This window comes from Hymenobacter latericoloratus (assembly GCF_014199535.1).
Lineage (GTDB): Bacteria > Bacteroidota > Bacteroidia > Cytophagales > Hymenobacteraceae > Hymenobacter > Hymenobacter latericoloratus.
On sequence record NZ_JACHNV010000001.1, the window covers coordinates 125,253 to 141,024 of the forward strand.

Annotated in this window: 15 protein-coding genes and 1 tRNA gene; 6 read left to right on the forward strand and 10 right to left on the reverse strand. The window is 58.4% G+C overall.

The features are described from left to right. Positions 1–276 precede the first annotated feature (276 nt). The 3 genes from GGU46_RS00590 to GGU46_RS00600 all read left to right on the forward strand — a co-directional run bounded on the left by GGU46_RS00590 (position 277) and on the right by GGU46_RS00600 (position 1,714). The gene (locus tag GGU46_RS00590; RefSeq protein ID WP_183401665.1) at positions 277–720 is read left to right on the forward strand and encodes a hypothetical protein; all 444 of its coding nucleotides are present in this window, start codon (positions 277–279) and stop codon (positions 718–720) included. 180 nt (positions 721–900) lie between these two features. Further along, positions 901–1,233, forward strand: a complete 333-nt coding sequence (locus GGU46_RS00595) for a hypothetical protein (protein WP_183401666.1) — start codon at positions 901–903, stop codon at positions 1,231–1,233. A 79-nt stretch (positions 1,234–1,312) separates the two neighbouring features. Then, a complete protein-coding gene (locus GGU46_RS00600) occupies positions 1,313–1,714 on the forward strand; it encodes a nuclear transport factor 2 family protein (protein WP_183401667.1) in 402 nt (133 codons plus the stop codon). A 41-nt stretch (positions 1,715–1,755) separates the two neighbouring features. Here the strand turns inward: GGU46_RS00600 and GGU46_RS00605 are convergent, their stop codons facing one another. The 8 genes from GGU46_RS00605 to GGU46_RS00640 form a co-directional block, all read right to left on the reverse strand. Beyond that, complete coding sequence (locus GGU46_RS00605; RefSeq protein ID WP_183401668.1) at positions 1,756–2,643, reverse strand: DUF5694 domain-containing protein; 888 nt, start codon at positions 2,641–2,643, stop codon at positions 1,756–1,758. Positions 2,644–2,959: 316 nt separating this feature from the next. After that, positions 2,960–3,724 (reverse strand): hypothetical protein, encoded by a 765-nt coding sequence (locus GGU46_RS00610; protein WP_183401669.1) that lies wholly within the window; start codon positions 3,722–3,724, stop codon positions 2,960–2,962. Between the two features lie 509 nt (positions 3,725–4,233). Continuing rightward, positions 4,234–4,836, reverse strand: a complete 603-nt coding sequence (locus tag GGU46_RS00615; RefSeq protein WP_183401670.1) for a hypothetical protein — start codon at positions 4,834–4,836, stop codon at positions 4,234–4,236. Positions 4,837–4,964: 128 nt separating this feature from the next. Further along, positions 4,965–5,336 (reverse strand): DUF5615 family PIN-like protein, encoded by a 372-nt coding sequence (locus GGU46_RS00620; protein ID WP_183401671.1) that lies wholly within the window; start codon positions 5,334–5,336, stop codon positions 4,965–4,967. Continuing rightward, a complete protein-coding gene (locus GGU46_RS00625) occupies positions 5,336–5,569 on the reverse strand; it encodes a DUF433 domain-containing protein (RefSeq protein ID WP_183401672.1) in 234 nt (77 codons plus the stop codon). Before GGU46_RS00625 ends, GGU46_RS00620 begins: the two co-directional genes overlap by 1 nt. An 88-nt stretch (positions 5,570–5,657) precedes the next feature. Further along, positions 5,658–6,149 (reverse strand): hypothetical protein, encoded by a 492-nt coding sequence (locus GGU46_RS00630; protein ID WP_183401673.1) that lies wholly within the window; start codon positions 6,147–6,149, stop codon positions 5,658–5,660. Between the two features lie 117 nt (positions 6,150–6,266). Beyond that, positions 6,267–8,648, reverse strand: coding sequence for a ribonucleoside-diphosphate reductase subunit alpha (locus GGU46_RS00635; protein WP_183401674.1), 2,382 nt, complete (start codon positions 8,646–8,648; stop codon positions 6,267–6,269). 800 nt (positions 8,649–9,448) lie between these two features. Next, positions 9,449–10,411, reverse strand: a complete 963-nt coding sequence (locus tag GGU46_RS00640; RefSeq protein ID WP_183401675.1) for a ribonucleoside-diphosphate reductase small subunit — start codon at positions 10,409–10,411, stop codon at positions 9,449–9,451. Positions 10,412–10,862: 451 nt separating this feature from the next. Between GGU46_RS00640 and rplU the strand changes: the two genes are divergently transcribed. Both rplU and rpmA read left to right on the forward strand, forming a co-directional pair. Further along, entirely contained in the window at positions 10,863–11,168 is a 306-nt protein-coding gene (gene rplU, locus GGU46_RS00645; RefSeq protein ID WP_110976236.1) for a 50S ribosomal protein L21, read from the forward strand. A gap of 118 nt (positions 11,169–11,286) precedes the next feature. Further along, positions 11,287–11,571 (forward strand): 50S ribosomal protein L27, encoded by a 285-nt coding sequence (rpmA, locus tag GGU46_RS00650; RefSeq protein ID WP_183401676.1) that lies wholly within the window; start codon positions 11,287–11,289, stop codon positions 11,569–11,571. A gap of 524 nt (positions 11,572–12,095) precedes the next feature. Here the strand turns inward: rpmA and GGU46_RS00655 are convergent. Further along, positions 12,096–12,168 (reverse strand) — tRNA-Met (locus tag GGU46_RS00655). Between the two features lie 443 nt (positions 12,169–12,611). Here GGU46_RS00655 and GGU46_RS00660 point away from each other — a divergent pair. Continuing rightward, entirely contained in the window at positions 12,612–13,538 is a 927-nt protein-coding gene (locus GGU46_RS00660) for an alpha/beta hydrolase (RefSeq protein ID WP_246398712.1), read from the forward strand. Between the two features lie 131 nt (positions 13,539–13,669). On the opposite strand, the gene GGU46_RS00665 is transcribed toward GGU46_RS00660, so the two are convergent. Next, positions 13,670–15,532 (reverse strand): BamA/TamA family outer membrane protein, encoded by a 1,863-nt coding sequence (locus tag GGU46_RS00665; RefSeq protein ID WP_183401678.1) that lies wholly within the window; start codon positions 15,530–15,532, stop codon positions 13,670–13,672. Between the last annotated feature and the right edge of the window lie 240 nt (positions 15,533–15,772).

Genomic DNA, 15,772 nt, shown 5'->3' on the forward strand with positions numbered 1-15,772 from the left:
ATTGTGGAACCAGCGTGTTTTTGGCGCCTTGTGTGGGGCTACACGTGTCGGTTATAAAATCGTACGCTATCCACGGGTATTCGGGCCAGGCTACCCTGCCAAGGCCTGGAGCGGCGGTTTATCTATGGCGAGTGGAAACCTGGCCCCGCAGAACTGGCGCGGTGACCCGCGCGCTAGCTCTGCGGAACCAGGCTTCTCGTTTCCTGTTGTTTTCGCTAACAGAAATACCGCGGCAGCCGTATTTCCTGCCCGGCAATAGCGTACTTTTGACAATCCATGAAGCAAGCTGTGTCCACGCCTGTCGTTTACTTTGAGAGTGCTGCGGGCACCCTGCTGGAAGATCCGGCGGGCTTTATCCGGGCCATTTGGGGTAGCAACGCGCAGCAGTACACCACCGCCGATGCGCAGGAGTTTTTTTCGCAGATGATGGCGGGCATGCAGCGGCGCGGCTGGAGCCGCATGTTTGTTGATCAAACGCACATGCGTCCGTTCACGGCGGAGGAGCAACGCTGGATATCCCAGGAGTGGCTGCCACGGGCCGTAACGCACGGCGGCTACCGACACGGTGCGGTGGTAGTGTCTCCGAACGTAATGGTGCGGCTGGCTACGGCCTATATCACCACCCAGGTCCTGAACCTGTCCCTGATCTACCGCTCCTTCGATTCCGCAGCGGCGGCCCAGGCCTGGCTTCTGGAGCAGCCCATCTCTCCGGGAAAGTAGCCGCCCAGGCGGCGGGGCCCTACCCCCAAGGCCCCCCCCAACCCCCGGGGCCGGTGGCAGGAGTACCCCTGCCGGCTGATGAACTTGGCTTGGGTCCGCCTCGTATGCCACAAAGCCTGGCAGCAGGTGCTGCGCCGTGGTGTGCAGCTGTTCACCTAACGGCCGTGTGCTACCTGTTTTATGTCTCGTACTCTGTTTTTTGGAATAGCCTTCCTGAGCCTGGCCGCTACGGCCGCTCAGGCCCAGAACCGCCCCCCCGTGCAGCCCGTGCGGCGCCAGCCTACGGAGCGGGTAAGCCCCATGCCGGGCATAACGCTGCCCGCCGGGGTAGGGCAGGGCAAAGCCGAGCCGGTGCCCGCCCCCACCCAGGTGTTACCCAACCACCCGCTGCCCCAGCCCTCGGTGCCCAGCGGACAGGTAAGCGTAGGCCCTCTCGACTCCGGGCAGGTGAAACCAGTGGAGCGGCCCCGGCGGGCGGCCCCGCCCGCGCGTACCCCGCGCCGTCGCCCCTGAGCCCGCTCCGGCTGCGGGCCTGCCGCAACGGAGTAAGATGCTTCGCTTATCTTCGAACCCCCTTTTAGTGCTTCACCCCATGAGCGAGCAACTTGCCGTCGTTACCTCCTATTTCGAGCTGGTTCAGGCCTTCAACACCGAGCCCGAAGCCTACGCGGCCGTGCTGCACCCCGAGGTGGAGCAGACGGAGTACCCCAATCTGATCTTCAAAACGGTTCAGCGCCGCTCCTTCACCGACATTATGGACAACCTGCGCGCCGGCCGGGAACTGCTGCGCGACCAGCACTTCGAGGTGGAGCACACGCAAATCAACCCCGACGGCAGCGTGGTGGTGGAAGGCCTCTGGTACGCCACCACCGCCAGCGACGTAGGCCCGCTGCTGCGCGGGCAGCGGGTGCAAGGGCAGCTATGCCTGGTGTTTGAGTTTAAGGATGGCAAAATTTACCGGCAACGGCGCTACCCCTGCTACTACCTGTCGTAGCCCGCGCCTCGCTTTAAGCCCACCTGCACCGGCAGGCGGGCTTATTTTTTCTTCAGATAGGTGGTAGCAGGCACTACCCGGTAGGCCGGATCAGTCCTCAGAATGCCCTGCAGGGAGGCTACGTGCCGGCCCCCGATGATGGTGAGAAGGCGGGTGCCGCCGGTGGCCAGTTGGGTAGTTACGATGTTGGAGTAGATTTTCAGGTCGCGGTTGTAGAGTACCGAAATAAACTCGGCGCCTACGTAGTGCGGCTTCACGAAGCTGGCGTCCACCATCGGGTCCGTTTTCAGGGTGCCATCCGTTACGCGGGCCGGGGTGCGGTACACCAGCGTGTGCAGCTGCTCCAGCATGGGCCGGCTGTTCAGGAAGTACAGCAGCCCCGACATCGACACCGCCCCGCTTTCCCACTGCTGCACTACGGGAGCGTAGTAAGCGCGGTGCGCGGCGGTGGCCTCCTCGTACAGCTTAATGTTCTGGCCCTCGTGCAGAATACTCTGCGAGGTGCCGCCCTCCGAGTTCACGCAGTAGATGCGCGCCAGCCCCAGGCGCTTGCCCAGCGCAAACCCCAGCTGGTACACCTCGCTGCGCCCGCCGGGCAAGGTGCTCAGGTTCAGCTTATCCTGGCGATACAATGCGTACAGGCTATCAATGCGGGCCTGCTCCTCGGGCAACTCTTCCACCGTAATGACATCGGGCCGGAAACGCTGTAGCCGGCTCAGCAGAGCCTCTAGTTCGGCCTGACGCGGGGGCGTCAGCACGTCGCTGGTGGGCTTGTCGGCCTTGCGGAGCTGGGAAAGGTGAGGGCAGGCCACCAGCATAATATTGGTTAGCTGCTGAGGAGTAGCGGGCAGGGGGCCGGTGGCCGGCAGGCGGGTACAGCCCAGTATGCCCGCAAGTGCTAGCAAGCCGGGAGCGAATGATAGGCGCATTGAAGATAGAAAGTAGGAAGTAGGGCAGGGGCGAAGATAGAAGATAAAAGGAAGGCCTAACCTGCCTGATTTTCAGGCGCCCGCCTCACCCGTGTCCGGTGCCCGGCCGGCCCCATACCGGAAGCCCCGCCGCTCCTATCAGCCCCGCCCGGTGATGACTGGGGGCGCGCCCCCGTGTACTACGCGCGCCGCTAACACGGCCCTCAGCCCTGGCCGGGGACACGGCCACGGGCGTCATTAGTCGCCTACCCTCGCCACAAGCCCCAAGACTTCCGCACTAGCGGGAACCTGCCCGTTGGAGACCCGCCGCCGCCTTCTACCGTCTGCTTACCTCGTAGGGCAGATTGGTGAAGGTGCCTTTTATGGTTTTCAGCGCGTATTTTTCCCGTTTCTCCCCGTCCAGGTAGTTGCCGGCTTTAAACTCAAACGTGCCGGAAAAAAGGTGTTTGGTTTTGTTGACCGACGTGGTGGTAAGCGTACCCCCGGTTCGGGAGGGGTACCAGTCGCCGGCGTACAAGGGGGGCATAAAATCCTCTTCGTAGCGGGCCGTATAGCATTGGTCGCCCAGCGGCAGGGTGATGTTCACCTCCGGGCCCGTCTCATAATCGCACGCATAGTGCAACCCAAGGCATACCATAGGATACTGGTTTCCCAAGTAGCTCGAATTTGCCAGGTAAAAGGTGTAGGCATCATCCCCGATGGTGCTAAACCACATATGCTCCACCGTAATCTTACGGGTTACGCGCACGCCATCCACCTCAATAGTGGCGGAGGCGGGGGCCAGCTCCGCAGTGGTGGCCACAAAGGTGCCCCCGCGGCGGAGGGTAGCAGTATAAGCAGCCGGCTCGGCGTAGCTGCTGGTGGTCGTAAAACGCAGGATATACTCGCCCAGGGCGGCCGCCGGCAAGGCATACTCGCCAGCGCTATTAGGAGAAACGGACACGGCTTTACCACTCTTATCCGTGGCTGTTACCGCCGTTACGGCTTCTGCCGGCTGAATTTTGCCGCTCAATACAGCTGTTTCCGGTGTTGGGGCCGGCGTGGGGGTAGGCTGCCCGGAGTCCTGCTTGTCGCAAGACATCAGTCCGGAACCGGTAAGCAGCAGGCTCAACACAAGAGGTAGCGAGTAACGAAGGCGCACACTTAGCAAGATTAGGGGACAAATAACCGGCCGCTGATTTCCGAAGCCACGTTCAGGCCGGCCGTTACGGGGCATGCTTCCTGCCGGGAAGCAAGACAAAAACGGGCAGTAAGGTACTGATTCCGCAGGAAGCTCATCAATAGCCACGTCAGGGAAGCCAACCGCTGCCAGCCCAGTGGGCAGAAGCGTAGGTTGCCGGACTGGGGAGATTATAGTTGCCCTAAACGCAACTGTCCGTGCTGCCGCAGGTTATGGCAAGGCGCGCGTTTCTCTGGTGCGGGCCTAGCGCCCTGTAACCCGGGCCCAGGCAAGGTGTGTTGCTAACTCGCCCGTTAGAACAACGATGCGCGAGCAGTGCCGTAACGGTGGCGGCGGTAGCGAGGAAGGCGCCGCCTCCCCTGCATGGGCACGGAACGCGGTTGGGGTGGCCTATTGGCCTGGTAGGCGGGCTATTCTACCTGCTTCAAGGGCACATTGGCGAAGGTGCCCGTAACGGCAATGTCGCACTTGCGCTTCGGGAAGGTGCCGTAGGCCACGGTTGGGTCGCTGGCCCCGGTTAGGGTAGCAGTATAAGTGCCGCTCAGGAGTTGCCGCTTGGCATCGTAGCTGCTGATGGTGAGGCTGCCGGTAACGTGCTGCCCGTTGCTGAAGTACAGGATGGTACCGCCGCCCAGGCTCTGGGGTTGGTCGTAATAGTAGGTCACATCCGCATCAAGAGTTTGGTCGCGGAGGGTTTTGAGGGTGTAGGTGCCGGTGAGAGTAGCGGGCAGTTTCGTGCGGTTCAGCGCGAAGCCGATGCCCTCAGTACCGGCAATAGGCTCAGCGCCCACGGACAAGCCCTGGGCGGTCTGCGTGACATACCCCTTCACTTGCGACGCCTGAAAAGTACTATCCCGGTGCTGGCCGTTGTCCTGATACACAATGGAGCGGCTATACGTAACGGTGGGCTCCGGCAGTGGCTCGGGCGTTTCTTCTCGATCATCTTTATCACATCCCGCGGTGAAAGCCAGCGTCAGGCCCAGCAATAGCGAGAGAGTAGCGTTGTATTTCATAAGGAATAGAGCAGTGTAAAAACACTATATATAAAACTGTACCAAGCAGGACGGATAGTGGCCTATGCAACAAGAATCATTGTGGCCATTCTTAATAGTTGTTGAGCAGTGGAAACGCATTTGGGATGCTACCGATGGATAACTAGCTGCTCCCGCGACAACTCCACGTAGTGGTTGTGCTGCAGAGCCTGGATAAGCAACGGTAGGTGCTGGCGGAATAACTCTAGTAGCTCGTTGGTGCTGATGTTGCCCGTTGAAACCAGCAGGAGCTTATGAGGCCGACCATGTAGTAGAAACGTATTTACGAAGTCTGCATCCTTGGTGATGACAACCCGATTTTCCTGCACCGATAGTTCACTGATGTAACCGTCTGGGGTATGGTTGGCGGCCGGCAAGTCCAGCGTATGAAGGGCATCTAGCCCGGCCTCTTGTGCCAGCCAGCGCGCTAAGCGTTTCGGTAGCTGGGCATCAACCAACGCCCGAAGTTGCGCGGCAGCCATCAGGACGCCAAGCGGTAAAAGGTCTTGGCTTTAAGCAGTTCCGCGGCGTAGGCCTGGCAGGCGCGCAGGTCAGCTAGCTCCAGGTCCTCGTAATCCTCCAGAATTTCCGCATCCGTCATGCCCGAAGCCAGTAGCTCCAACACGTTCTGCACTGGATAGCGCAGCCCCCGCACGGTAGGCTGGCCGTGGCAGATAGTAGGGTCAACAGTGATGCGGTAGAGGAGGTCGGTCATAGAACCAAACTACGGATTTATATCAATTGAGCCCAAACTCCTCTGTGACCTTACTTTAACAGGTTGTAATAGGCATAAATATATGCCTTTATTTTCTGCTAACGTTAAATATGTATACAGGTATCGAATTTAATTCATCTGTGCCAACTGATATTTTCACTATATATGACTGCCCTTCATAACGGGTAATAACTTGTCCATCATCATCTATTACAGTATCTATCTTTCGCATATGATAAGCATTTATTTGTTTTTTATACAATAAATAGTACTGCTTATCCACGGTTTGATAAGATATGCTAGGCAGGTACCCTTCTGCACTACGAAGATTGATGAATGCTGATGCCGCAGTGGTGTAAGAGTTCACCCTGTATCCCCAAGATACGACTGCATATTCCTCATCTGTTTCCTTTGAGGCTTCGGTAAATCTCCAACCTTTTTGCAATAATATAGTGTTCAATTCCTCAAAATCCTTGCTCCTAAAACTTATCAATTCATTCAAGCTAATATATTGAGCATTTGCTTCTGAAGCGAGTAAATATATCAATAATGAAAAAAATAATTTAAATGTGGTTTTCATAGAAAGTGTATTTCTAATTCGTAGATGATCTAGTCTATGATAGTAGTTGACATAAAAACGGAATTTTGCCTAGCCAAAGGCAAAATTCCGTTTTTATGTCAACTACTAAGTTTTTCCCTACGAACCACACGCCTCGCAGGCGTCTGGGTTATCCAGAGAGCAGGCCATGTCGGAGGCGTTCTGGGCCGATACGTTCAGCGGCTCCAGGGTCTCGGCGGCTTGCTTCTGCACCGTGAACTTGATGGCATCCACGGCGGCTTTGGTGCGCAGGTAGTACATGCCGGTTTTCAGGCCCTTCTTCCAGCTGTGGAAGTGCATGCTGGTGAGCTTACCGAAGTTCACGTTCAGCACGTGCAGGTTCAGGCTCTGGCTCTGGCAGATGTACGCGCCCCGGTCGGCCGACATATCAATGATACGGCGCTGCGAAATCTCCCACACCGTTTTGTACAGGTCCTTGATGTTCTGCGGAATGTTCGGGATGTCCTGCACCGAGCCGTTGGCGGCAATGATGGCGTTCTTCATCTGGTCGTTCCACAGGCCTAGCTTCACCAAGTCCTTGAGCAGGTGCTTGTTCACCACCATGAACTCCCCGCTCAGCACGCGGCGCACATAAATGTTGGAGGTGTAGGGCTCAAACGACTCGTTATTGCCCAGAATCTGGGCCGTGCTGGCCGTGGGCATGGGGGCTACCAGCAGGGAGTTACGCACGCCGTGCTCCATTACCTGAGCGCGCAGCGTTTCCCAATCCCAGCGGCCCGACTCGGGCGTTACGCCCCACAGATCGAACTGGAACTGGCCCTTGCTCAGGGGCGAGCCGGGGAAGGTCTCGTAGTGACCGTCCTTGATAGCCAGGTCCTTGGAGGCCGTCATGGCCGCGAAGTAGATGGTCTCGAAGATGTCCTTGTTCAGGCCCGCCGCCTCGTCGCTTTCAAACGGCATGCGCAGGGCAATGAACGTATCGGCCAGCCCCTGCACGCCCAGCCCGATGGGGCGGTGGCGGCGGTTGCTGCGTTCGGCTTCCGCTACGGGGTAGTAGTTGATGTCGATAACCTTGTTCAGGTTCTTCGTGGCGTGGTAGGTTACCTCGTAGAGCTTCTGGTGGTCGAAGATCAGGTTGCCGGCTTCGTCGGGGCGCACGTAGCGGGGCAGGGCCAAGGAGGCCAGGTTGCACACGGCTACCTCGTCCTTGTCGGTGTACTCCATAATCTCGGTGCACAGGTTCGACGACTTGATGGTACCGAGGTTTTTCTGGTTGCTCTTGTTGTTGGCGGCGTCCTTGAACAGCATGTAGGGCGTGCCGGTCTCGGTCTGGCTTTCCAGAATGGCAAACCACAGGTCCTGAGCCTTAATGGTTTTGCGGCCGCGGCCTTCACGCTCATACTTCTGGTAGAGGCGCTCAAACTCTTCGCCGTAGCACTCATCGAGGCCGGGGCACTCGTTGGGGCACATCAGGGTCCAGTCGCCGTTGGCTTCCACGCGCTTCATGAACAGGTCGGGCGTCCAGAGGGCATAGAACAGGTCGCGGGCGCGCATCTCCTCCTTGCCGTGGTTTTTCTTCAGGTCCAGGAAGTCGAAGATGTCGGCGTGCCAGGGCTCCAGGTAAATAGCGAAAGCGCCCTTGCGCTTGCCACCGCCCTGGTCCACGTAGCGGGCCGTATCGTTGAACACCTTCAGCATGGGCGTGAGGCCGTTGGAGGTGCCGTTGGTGCCTTTGATGTAAGAGCCCGTGGCGCGCACGTTGTGCACAGCCAGGCCAATACCGCCCGCGCTCTGCGAAATCAGGGCACAGTTTTTCAGCGTGTCGTAAATGCCCTCAATGGAGTCATCCTTCATCGTGAGCAGGAAGCAGGAGCTAAGCTGAGGCTTGGGCGTGCCGGCGTTGAAGAGGGTAGGGGTAGCGTGGGTAAACCACCGCTCCGACATCAGGTTGTAGGTTTCAATAGCCGACGCAATGTCTTCCTTGTGAATACCCACGGCCACGCGCATCAGCATGTGCTGGGGCCGCTCCACCACGCGCCCATCGAGGCGCAGCAGGTAGGAGCGCTCCAGGGTCTTGAAGCCGAAGTAGTCGTAGTTGTAGTCCCGGTCGTAGATGATGGCCGAGTCGAGGGTAGCGGCGTGGGCATGCACAATCTCCCACACGTCCTGGGCAATCAGCGAGGCGTTTTCGCCGGTTTTGGGGTCCTCGTAGGTGTGCAGCCGCTTCATGGTGCTGCTGAACGACTTGCTGGTGACCTTGTGCAGGTTGCTCACAGCAATGCGCGCGGCCAGAATAGCGTAGTCGGGGTGTTTGGTCGTGAGCGAGGCCGCCGTTTCGGCTGCCAGGTTATCCAGCTCCACGGTAGTTACGCCGTCGTAAATGCCGTCGATAACCTTCTTGGCCACCTCAATCGGCGACACGTACATCATGTTGAGCCCGTAGCAGAGCTTTTCGATGCGGGCCGTGACTTTATCGAATTTCACGGACTCGCGGCGGCCGTCGCGTTTGATTACCAACATAGGCGTAGCAGGTTGATGTGGTAGTAGAAGTATGAGTACGGCCGGAGCAGGCCAGCCAAACAATTCAGGTAAACCCTTGGGCGCTTCCCTACCCCCGAAGGAAAGGTCAACGGTTCCGAAGATATCCGTCTGGAAAGGTCAGGACAAACCTATTCTTTAGAAGTTTTCCACATATAGCTAATGCGCTAGTGCTTAGGCGGTTTTTTGTCATTCAAGCGCGTCTATATAGTCAGTTGATAAGGGTAGAAATTGGGTTGCTGATTTCCGCCAGAAATGGTATTGCCAGTGAAAGGCGCCTGTCCGTAGGCCAGGATCAGGCAACCCGGCAGCCCGGCTGCGTGGCGGTCGGCCACTGCAAAGCCAGCAGTTTTGGATTGGCTGCGGGCGCCCGGAAGGCCAGAAAGGAAACCAGAGTTTAGTGCCCCGGCGGCGGCTTGCTCGCTGCCCCAGCCGGCCGGCCGTCAGGCTAGCGGGAGCGGCGGCCGTACCACCAGAGCCCGACTGCTGCCAGTGCCGCTCCGGTGAGCAGCGCGCCAATCGTGACCGGCGGCCCGAAAGCCTTGCACGAGCAGGAAGTGAATACGGGATGCCCATTGATGCGCAGCCGGCGGCGGCAAAAGGCGCAAGGCAGTAAGTTGGGATCTACCTGGCCCGGCAGGGGCCATTGATTGTGGAGAGGCTGCATGATAAAGTAAGAACTAGTACGCGTCAGTACATACTTGCTGGCCGGTGGAGGTAACCCAACAAAAAGCCCCGACATGCAAGGCAGCCGGGGCTTTTTACTCATCAGGAGGACGAGGTTAAAAGTCCTCGTCCAGGGAGAAGGCGTTAGAGGTCCGCTCGCTGAGTACGCCGGCCTTCTGGTACTCGCCCACCCGCTTCTCGAAGAAGTTGGTTTTGCCCTGCAGCGAAATCATTTCCATGAAATCGAAGGGGTTGGTAGCGCCGTAGATCTTGCTGTAGCCCAGGGCGTCGAGCAGACGGTCGGCCACAAACTCAATGTACTGCGACATCAGCTGGGCGTTCATGCCAATCAGGTTAACGGGCAGGGCGTCGGTGACGAACTCCTGCTCAATGGTCACCGCGTCGCGGATGATTTCATGCACGCGGCTCTCGGGTAGCTTGTTTACCAGGTGGTCTTTGTAGAGCAGGCAGGCGAAGTCGCAGTGCAGGCCTTCGTCGCGGGAAATCAGCTCGTTCGAGAAGGTCAGGCCGGGCATCAGACCGCGCTTTTTCAGCCAGAAAATAGAGCAGAACGAGCCCGAGAAGAAGATGCCCTCCACGGCGGCAAAGGCAATGAGGCGCTCCGTGAAGTTTTCGGAGTTGATCCACTTAATGGCCCACTCCCCTTTTTTCTTCACGCACGGCACGGTTTCCAAGGCGTTGAAGAGGTGGTCTTTCTGCTTGGCGTCCTTGATGTAGGTGTCAATCAGCAGGGAGTACGTTTCCGAGTGAATGTTTTCCATCATCACCTGAAAGCCGTAGAAGCAGCGGGCCTCAGCCATCTGCACTTCCTGCATGAAGTTGACGGCCAGGTTTTCGTTTACAATTCCATCGGAGGCCGCAAAGAAGGCCAGTACGTGGCTGATGAAGTGCCGTTCCCCATCGTTGAGCGAATCCCAGTCCTTCTGGTCCTGGCCCAGATCAATTTCCTCAGCCGTCCAGAACGAGGCCTCGGCCTTCTTATACATCTGCCACACATCGTTGTGCTGAATGGGGAAGAGGACGAAGCGGTTGGGGTTCTCAGTAAGCAGAGGTTCCATGGCAACAAGAGTAAGATGATAAATGCAAAAGCCAGCTGGCCGCACGGGTAGCGGTGGGCTAACCCAACCACAACACCGAATGTTTAGCCGTTTGCGGTCTAGGCAAAGCCAAAGATAAACCCCACTGCCGGGAAGCTAGGCCACCACAGCGCTTTTTTCTGTGTTAATTTTTGCATAACACCACTAAGCCGCTGCAAGTTGAAATCAGATGGTGTAGGGCCACCTGCGACGCCCGAGTAGGCCCGGCAAGCAAAAGTTATCCACATTTTGCTTGTGGATAATTGTGGTTGTCCACAAAAACTGTATTCGCGCACCCGCCGGCGCGTTCCTGCTTATGCTCTGCAGAAGCGTCAGGAAAGCGGGGGCAATGAGGTTTAGTGAGTTAGGTTTGGATTTGTAAAATCATCCTTCTACTTTTGCCTTCCATTTTTCAGAAACCGCGAAGACGCCGATGTACGCAATTGTCAACATAGCCGGGAAGCAGACCAAGGTCGAAGCCAATAAATTTGTATACGCCCACCGTTTGGCTGGCAACGTCGGCGACACCGTGGAGCTGGGCAAAGCCCTGCTGACCGATAACGAAGGAACTATCACCATTGGCGCCCCCGAGCTGGACGTTACCGTAACCGGTACCATCCTGGCTCACGTGAAGGGTGACAAAGTGCTTGTGTTCAAGAAAAAGCGCCGCAAGGGCTACAAGAAGCTGAACGGCCACCGTCAGCAGTTCACTAAAGTACTGATCAACAGCATCGGCTAGTTGGCTTTAGCTGTTAGCTGACGGCGATTAGCTGTTAGCTTTCGGTTCAGCTAGCTTGCTTCATTTCAAATCAAAAAGCTAACAGCCAACAGCTAGTAGCTAAAAGCTAAATAATACCATGGCACACAAGAAAGGCGTAGGTAGCTCCAATAACGGTCGTGAATCGCATTCCAAGCGTCTCGGCGTGAAAATCTTCGGCGGTCAGGACATCATTGCCGGCAACATCATCGTGCGTCAGCGCGGTACCAAGCACCACCCCGGCCAGAACGTGGGTATCGGCAAAGACCACACGCTGTTTGCTATGATTGACGGTACGGTGGAGTTCCGCAAGGGCCGCAAAGACCGTTCGTTCGTATCGGTAGTTCCTGCTACGGAAGTAGCGGAGGTAGCCGTAGCCGAGTAGTCGCACTGCGGCTAGTATAGCCCTCAGATTATCCGGAATTTTGAGCAAGGGGACCGTCCGCAAGGGCTGTCCCTTTTTGCGTTGAGTTGCGCCGTATTGGTCTGCACACCTAAGCCGGACTGGTCTATCTGCTCTAATACACCCCAGTGAACTATCGGGATAGGCTGCCACGAGAGCAATCCGTGGCGTCTGTCATGCTATCAGAAAGTTTGGTACAAAGCAAGCATGACAGCAATACACCAGGAGCGTGGAGCCCACTGATACCAGACAACCTTCTCCTCTTCAGGCCGAAGCCTACTACCGGCGAAGTATTCTCATGCAGGGCCGGTCTTTCTGATGCAGTACCGCTTACAATCATCTCAGTTCAGCGGCGGCAACCATCGCTGGAATCCATAGCGCCACAGAGCTGTGAGTAACTACGGGGCTGGTTGATGACAGCCGGCTACGGGGCACACGTCAGACCGTTGGGGCCGGCATAAAAAACACCGACCCGGCTGCCGTGTTGGCAACCGGGTCGGTTAAGGTAGCGGGGACTGGACTCGAACCAGTGACCTTTGGGTTATGAGCCCAACGAGCTACCAACTGCTCCACCCCGCACTGTTTGGTAATACAAATGTAGGAGGGTTTTTGGGATATTGGTACAGAGAACCGCAAAATAAAAGCTGGCAGCGTGCTTTAGGTTGATAATCAATGGTAAAAATTTATTGCGGAGGCTAATTGCCTCATATGTCTGTACATAATTTGGGAAGCAGACAGCCCTCCGGAGAGCTCAGGCGTAGAAGCGCTCTGTACTCCCTTACTAGACAGGTTCAATGAAATTTCTGCACTCCTCCCGCCAGCTGCGCTGGGCCCTACCAGCCTTGGCCGCTGTAACTCTGGCTTCCTGCAATACTTCTCAAATATCTGAATCAACCAGCGCGGCAACCACGGCAACTGACTCTATGTCAACTGTGCCAGCAACTGCTCCGGCTACTTCCGAACCTAAAGCGGTGCAACCTACGGGACCCAAGCCCACCTGGGGGCCAACTATTGCCCCAGAGATGCAGACGGTGATAGAGGCCCTAGCCAGCCTGAACCCCAAGCCTATTGAAACGCTATCGGCCCAGCAGGCCCGCCAGCAGCCTACCCCGGCCGACGCCGTGATGAAGGTGATGCGCGATAACAACATCCCCATGCCGCCCGTTACCGCTGATACCATGAGCCGCTCAGTAATGCCGGGGGTGAAGGTGCGCATCTATACGCCTAAAAATGCCAGCGGTGCGCTGCCGGTGGTGGTGTACTACCACGGTGGAGGCTGGGTTATTGCTAACCTCGATACCTATGATGCCTCCGTGCGCGGCCTGGTAGGGAAAACCGGCGCTATTGTGGTATCAGTGGCGTACCGGCAGGGGCCGGAGCACAAATACCCGACCGCTCACAACGATTCGTTTGCCGCCTACCAATGGGTGCTCCGAAATGCTGCTTCCTTTAAAGGTGACCCGCAAAAGGTAGCCGTAGCCGGCGAAAGTGCCGGCGGTAATCTGGCGGCGGCCGTCAGTATGATGGCCCGCGACAAGAAAATAGCACTGCCCCGCCACGAACTGTTGGTGTACCCCATTGCCGGCTACGACCTGAATACGCCCTCCTACCAGAAGAATGCCCAGGCCAAGCCCCTCAACAAACCCATGATGGCGTGGTTCTTCGAGAACTACCTACGCGGCACGGCCGATGGCAAAAGCCCACTGATTTCGCTGGTGAATGCCAACCTTAAAGGCCTGCCGCCCACTACCATTATCACGGCTGAAATAGACCCGCTGATGAGTGACGGCAGCATGCTGGCCGACAAGCTGAGGGCGGCCGGCGTACCCACTAAATACCAGAACTATACCGGCGTTACCCACGAGTTCTTCGGAATGGCCGCTGTAGTGCCCCAGGCCGCCCAGGCTCAGGATCTGGCCGCGGCGGAGTTGAAAAAAGCCCTGCAGTAAACTGCTGTAGCATAGGCTATAGGCAAAGGCCTGCACTAATGGTAGTGCAGGCCTTTTGCATGTGGGCAACTTTGCCCGACTCCTGACGTAGCTGGACCGGTTTCAGGTGCGCTGGTTGATAGCAAAGGGGGCTAGAACCGGCTGGTGATGCCAAAGTGAATTTTGCCGGCGTTCAGCGCGAACTTCTGCTGCTGGTCGCGGCCGAGGGCGTACACAAACTGAAACTGTCCGGCACCGGTACGAAAGCTCAGGCCCGCTCCCAGGCCCGTAGGAGTATCATGCGGGAGCGTATCAGTGGGCAGGTCGCGGCGCAGGTAGCCCTGGTCCACGAACAGAAACACGTAGGCATCGGGGCCGGTGAACTGCCGAAACTCGGCCGTGCCTACCGCATACTGACTGGCGTAGTAATTCAGCTCATTAAAGCCCCGGAGCGTAGCCAGGCCGCCTACGCGGAACAAGTCGTTGAGGAACAGACGCTCATTCACGAGGGCTTCGCCGCGGAGCCGGGCCAGCAGCACCCCGCTACGGCCTACCCGAAAATACTGCTCTACCCGCAGACCCAGGCTAACCTGCGTGGAGCGCAGGGCCAGCCCTTCGTATAGGGCCTCGTTGAGGTTGGCATTCTTGCTGATGCGCTTGGTCCCGATGGAGCCCTGCCCGGTAGCCAGCAGGCCGCGCCGGGGAAGGTAGGGGTCATCGAGGGTACTCCAGGTGTAGGCGAGGCCATAGGAAGTAAACCGCGAATCGACGTTGACGGGCAGCTGCCGCAGGGTGGTATCGGTGGTGAGCAGGCGGGAATTGCGCCACTCCACGAAAAACGACAGCCGCCCGGCATTGGCCAGGGGGTAGGCCAGCTGCAGGCGGGGGCGCGAGGTCAGAAACAGCGTATCCTGCTTGAGCAGGTTGAAAGAGCCATCCAGCTCCAGCGGGGTGCCCAAGAAGGCGGGGTGCACGTACTGGGCGTCCAGGAGCTGCGAGTTGGCATCGAGCTTACGCCACTGCACCCCCAGGCCCTTGCCGCCCCCGCCAATGTTGCGCAGGTTGATGGTTACGTCGCCGGTAAGCTGGATGCGCTTCTGGCCGATGCCAGGATTCGGGTTGGGCAGCACCCCCACAATGGCATCAAACTGATTGGAGGTGCGGTCTTCGAGCAGGAAATACACCCGGGCCCGACCGCGGGCGAAGCGTACTTCGGGTTCGGCCTTGAGCTGGAGGTAGGGCAGCTGGCGCAGGCGCCGGGCTGCTTCCTGCACCCGCTGCTGGCTGAAGGGCTGGTTGGGTTCCAGCTGCAGATACTTGGTCAGGAACCGGGCGCGGGTTTTGGTTTTGCCTACGATCTGCAGGGAGTCGAATACCACGGCCGGGCCCCGCCGCAGCACAATACGTCCCTCCACATCCGCCCCGCGCAGGGCCACGGAGTCCAGCCCGATGGTAGCGAAGGGGTAGCCCTGGTTTTCGGCCTCGCGCAGGATGTTCTGCTGCAGCCGGGCCCACTCCTGGGGCTGCAGAGGCTGCTCCCGAAACAGCTTTTCACGGTAGCCGGCCCGCGTCAGCAGACCGTCGCCGAGGTTGCCGTTGCGCAGGCGGGCCCAGCGAAACTTCTCGCCCACGTACAGCTGCACCCGCAGCGTATCGCGGCGCCAGCGAATTTCATCGGCCGAGGCCGTGAGGTAGGCATCGGCCTGCAGGGCCAGTACCAGGGTGCGCACTTCGCGCAGGGCCGCCAGCGAATCGGGGAGGGTGGTGCGGTAGCGGTAGGGCCGCAGTAGAGGGCGGTCGGCGGCTTCGGTGAGCAGCTGCAGCACCACCGGGCGGGCGGGCCGCAGCACCGGCGCGGGGGGCGTTCTGCGCGTCGAGTCGGGCAGCAAGGCGGGTGAGGCAGACTGCAGCGGGGGAGCCGCCGGATTCAGAGGTGCCGTGGGCTGGGCCCCGGCCGTACGGCCGGGGCGGAGCGTGAAGAGCAACAACCAGAAAACGAGGGCGCGGGCGTACATTTGGAGTTTGAAACGCGAAACGCCGCGTTTAATTCCCCGAAAGTACGCGGGTTGAGCGCATTGCCCTGCTCAACAGCTGCCGCTGGGTCAGGGGGCTCTTTGCAATGAGCCGCAACTTCTTCGGTGTGGCCTGGGTTGTGAGTGGTTATCCTTTCACGGGAGCATTGGCCGCCTACCCCGGTCCGGGGCCGGAAGCGCCTGGCTGGTCGGCCTTGTGCTGACAGGCGCGGCCGTTGCTGC

Excerpts from the sequence above, each read along its gene's own strand:
- GGU46_RS00590 (WP_183401665.1), top strand. The coding sequence starts at position 277 with ATGAAGCAAGCTGTGTCCACGCCTGTCGTTTACTTTGAGAGTGCTGCG.
- GGU46_RS00595 (WP_183401666.1), top strand. The coding sequence starts at position 901 with ATGTCTCGTACTCTGTTTTTTGGAATAGCCTTCCTGAGCCTGGCCGCT.
- GGU46_RS00600 (WP_183401667.1), top strand. The coding sequence starts at position 1,313 with ATGAGCGAGCAACTTGCCGTCGTTACCTCCTATTTCGAGCTGGTTCAG.
- GGU46_RS00605 (WP_183401668.1), bottom strand. The coding sequence starts at position 2,643 with ATGCGCCTATCATTCGCTCCCGGCTTGCTAGCACTTGCGGGCATACTG.
- GGU46_RS00610 (WP_183401669.1), bottom strand. The coding sequence starts at position 3,724 with ATGTCTTGCGACAAGCAGGACTCCGGGCAGCCTACCCCCACGCCGGCC.
- GGU46_RS00615 (WP_183401670.1), bottom strand. The coding sequence starts at position 4,836 with ATGAAATACAACGCTACTCTCTCGCTATTGCTGGGCCTGACGCTGGCT.
- GGU46_RS00620 (WP_183401671.1), bottom strand. The coding sequence starts at position 5,336 with ATGGCTGCCGCGCAACTTCGGGCGTTGGTTGATGCCCAGCTACCGAAA.
- GGU46_RS00625 (WP_183401672.1), bottom strand. The coding sequence starts at position 5,569 with ATGACCGACCTCCTCTACCGCATCACTGTTGACCCTACTATCTGCCAC.
- GGU46_RS00630 (WP_183401673.1), bottom strand. The coding sequence starts at position 6,149 with ATGAAAACCACATTTAAATTATTTTTTTCATTATTGATATATTTACTC.
- GGU46_RS00635 (WP_183401674.1), bottom strand. The coding sequence starts at position 8,648 with ATGTTGGTAATCAAACGCGACGGCCGCCGCGAGTCCGTGAAATTCGAT.
- GGU46_RS00640 (WP_183401675.1), bottom strand. The coding sequence starts at position 10,411 with ATGGAACCTCTGCTTACTGAGAACCCCAACCGCTTCGTCCTCTTCCCC.
- rplU (WP_110976236.1), top strand. The coding sequence starts at position 10,863 with ATGTACGCAATTGTCAACATAGCCGGGAAGCAGACCAAGGTCGAAGCC.
- rpmA (WP_183401676.1), top strand. The coding sequence starts at position 11,287 with ATGGCACACAAGAAAGGCGTAGGTAGCTCCAATAACGGTCGTGAATCG.
- GGU46_RS00660 (WP_246398712.1), top strand. The coding sequence starts at position 12,612 with ATGCAGACGGTGATAGAGGCCCTAGCCAGCCTGAACCCCAAGCCTATT.
- GGU46_RS00665 (WP_183401678.1), bottom strand. The coding sequence starts at position 15,532 with ATGTACGCCCGCGCCCTCGTTTTCTGGTTGTTGCTCTTCACGCTCCGC.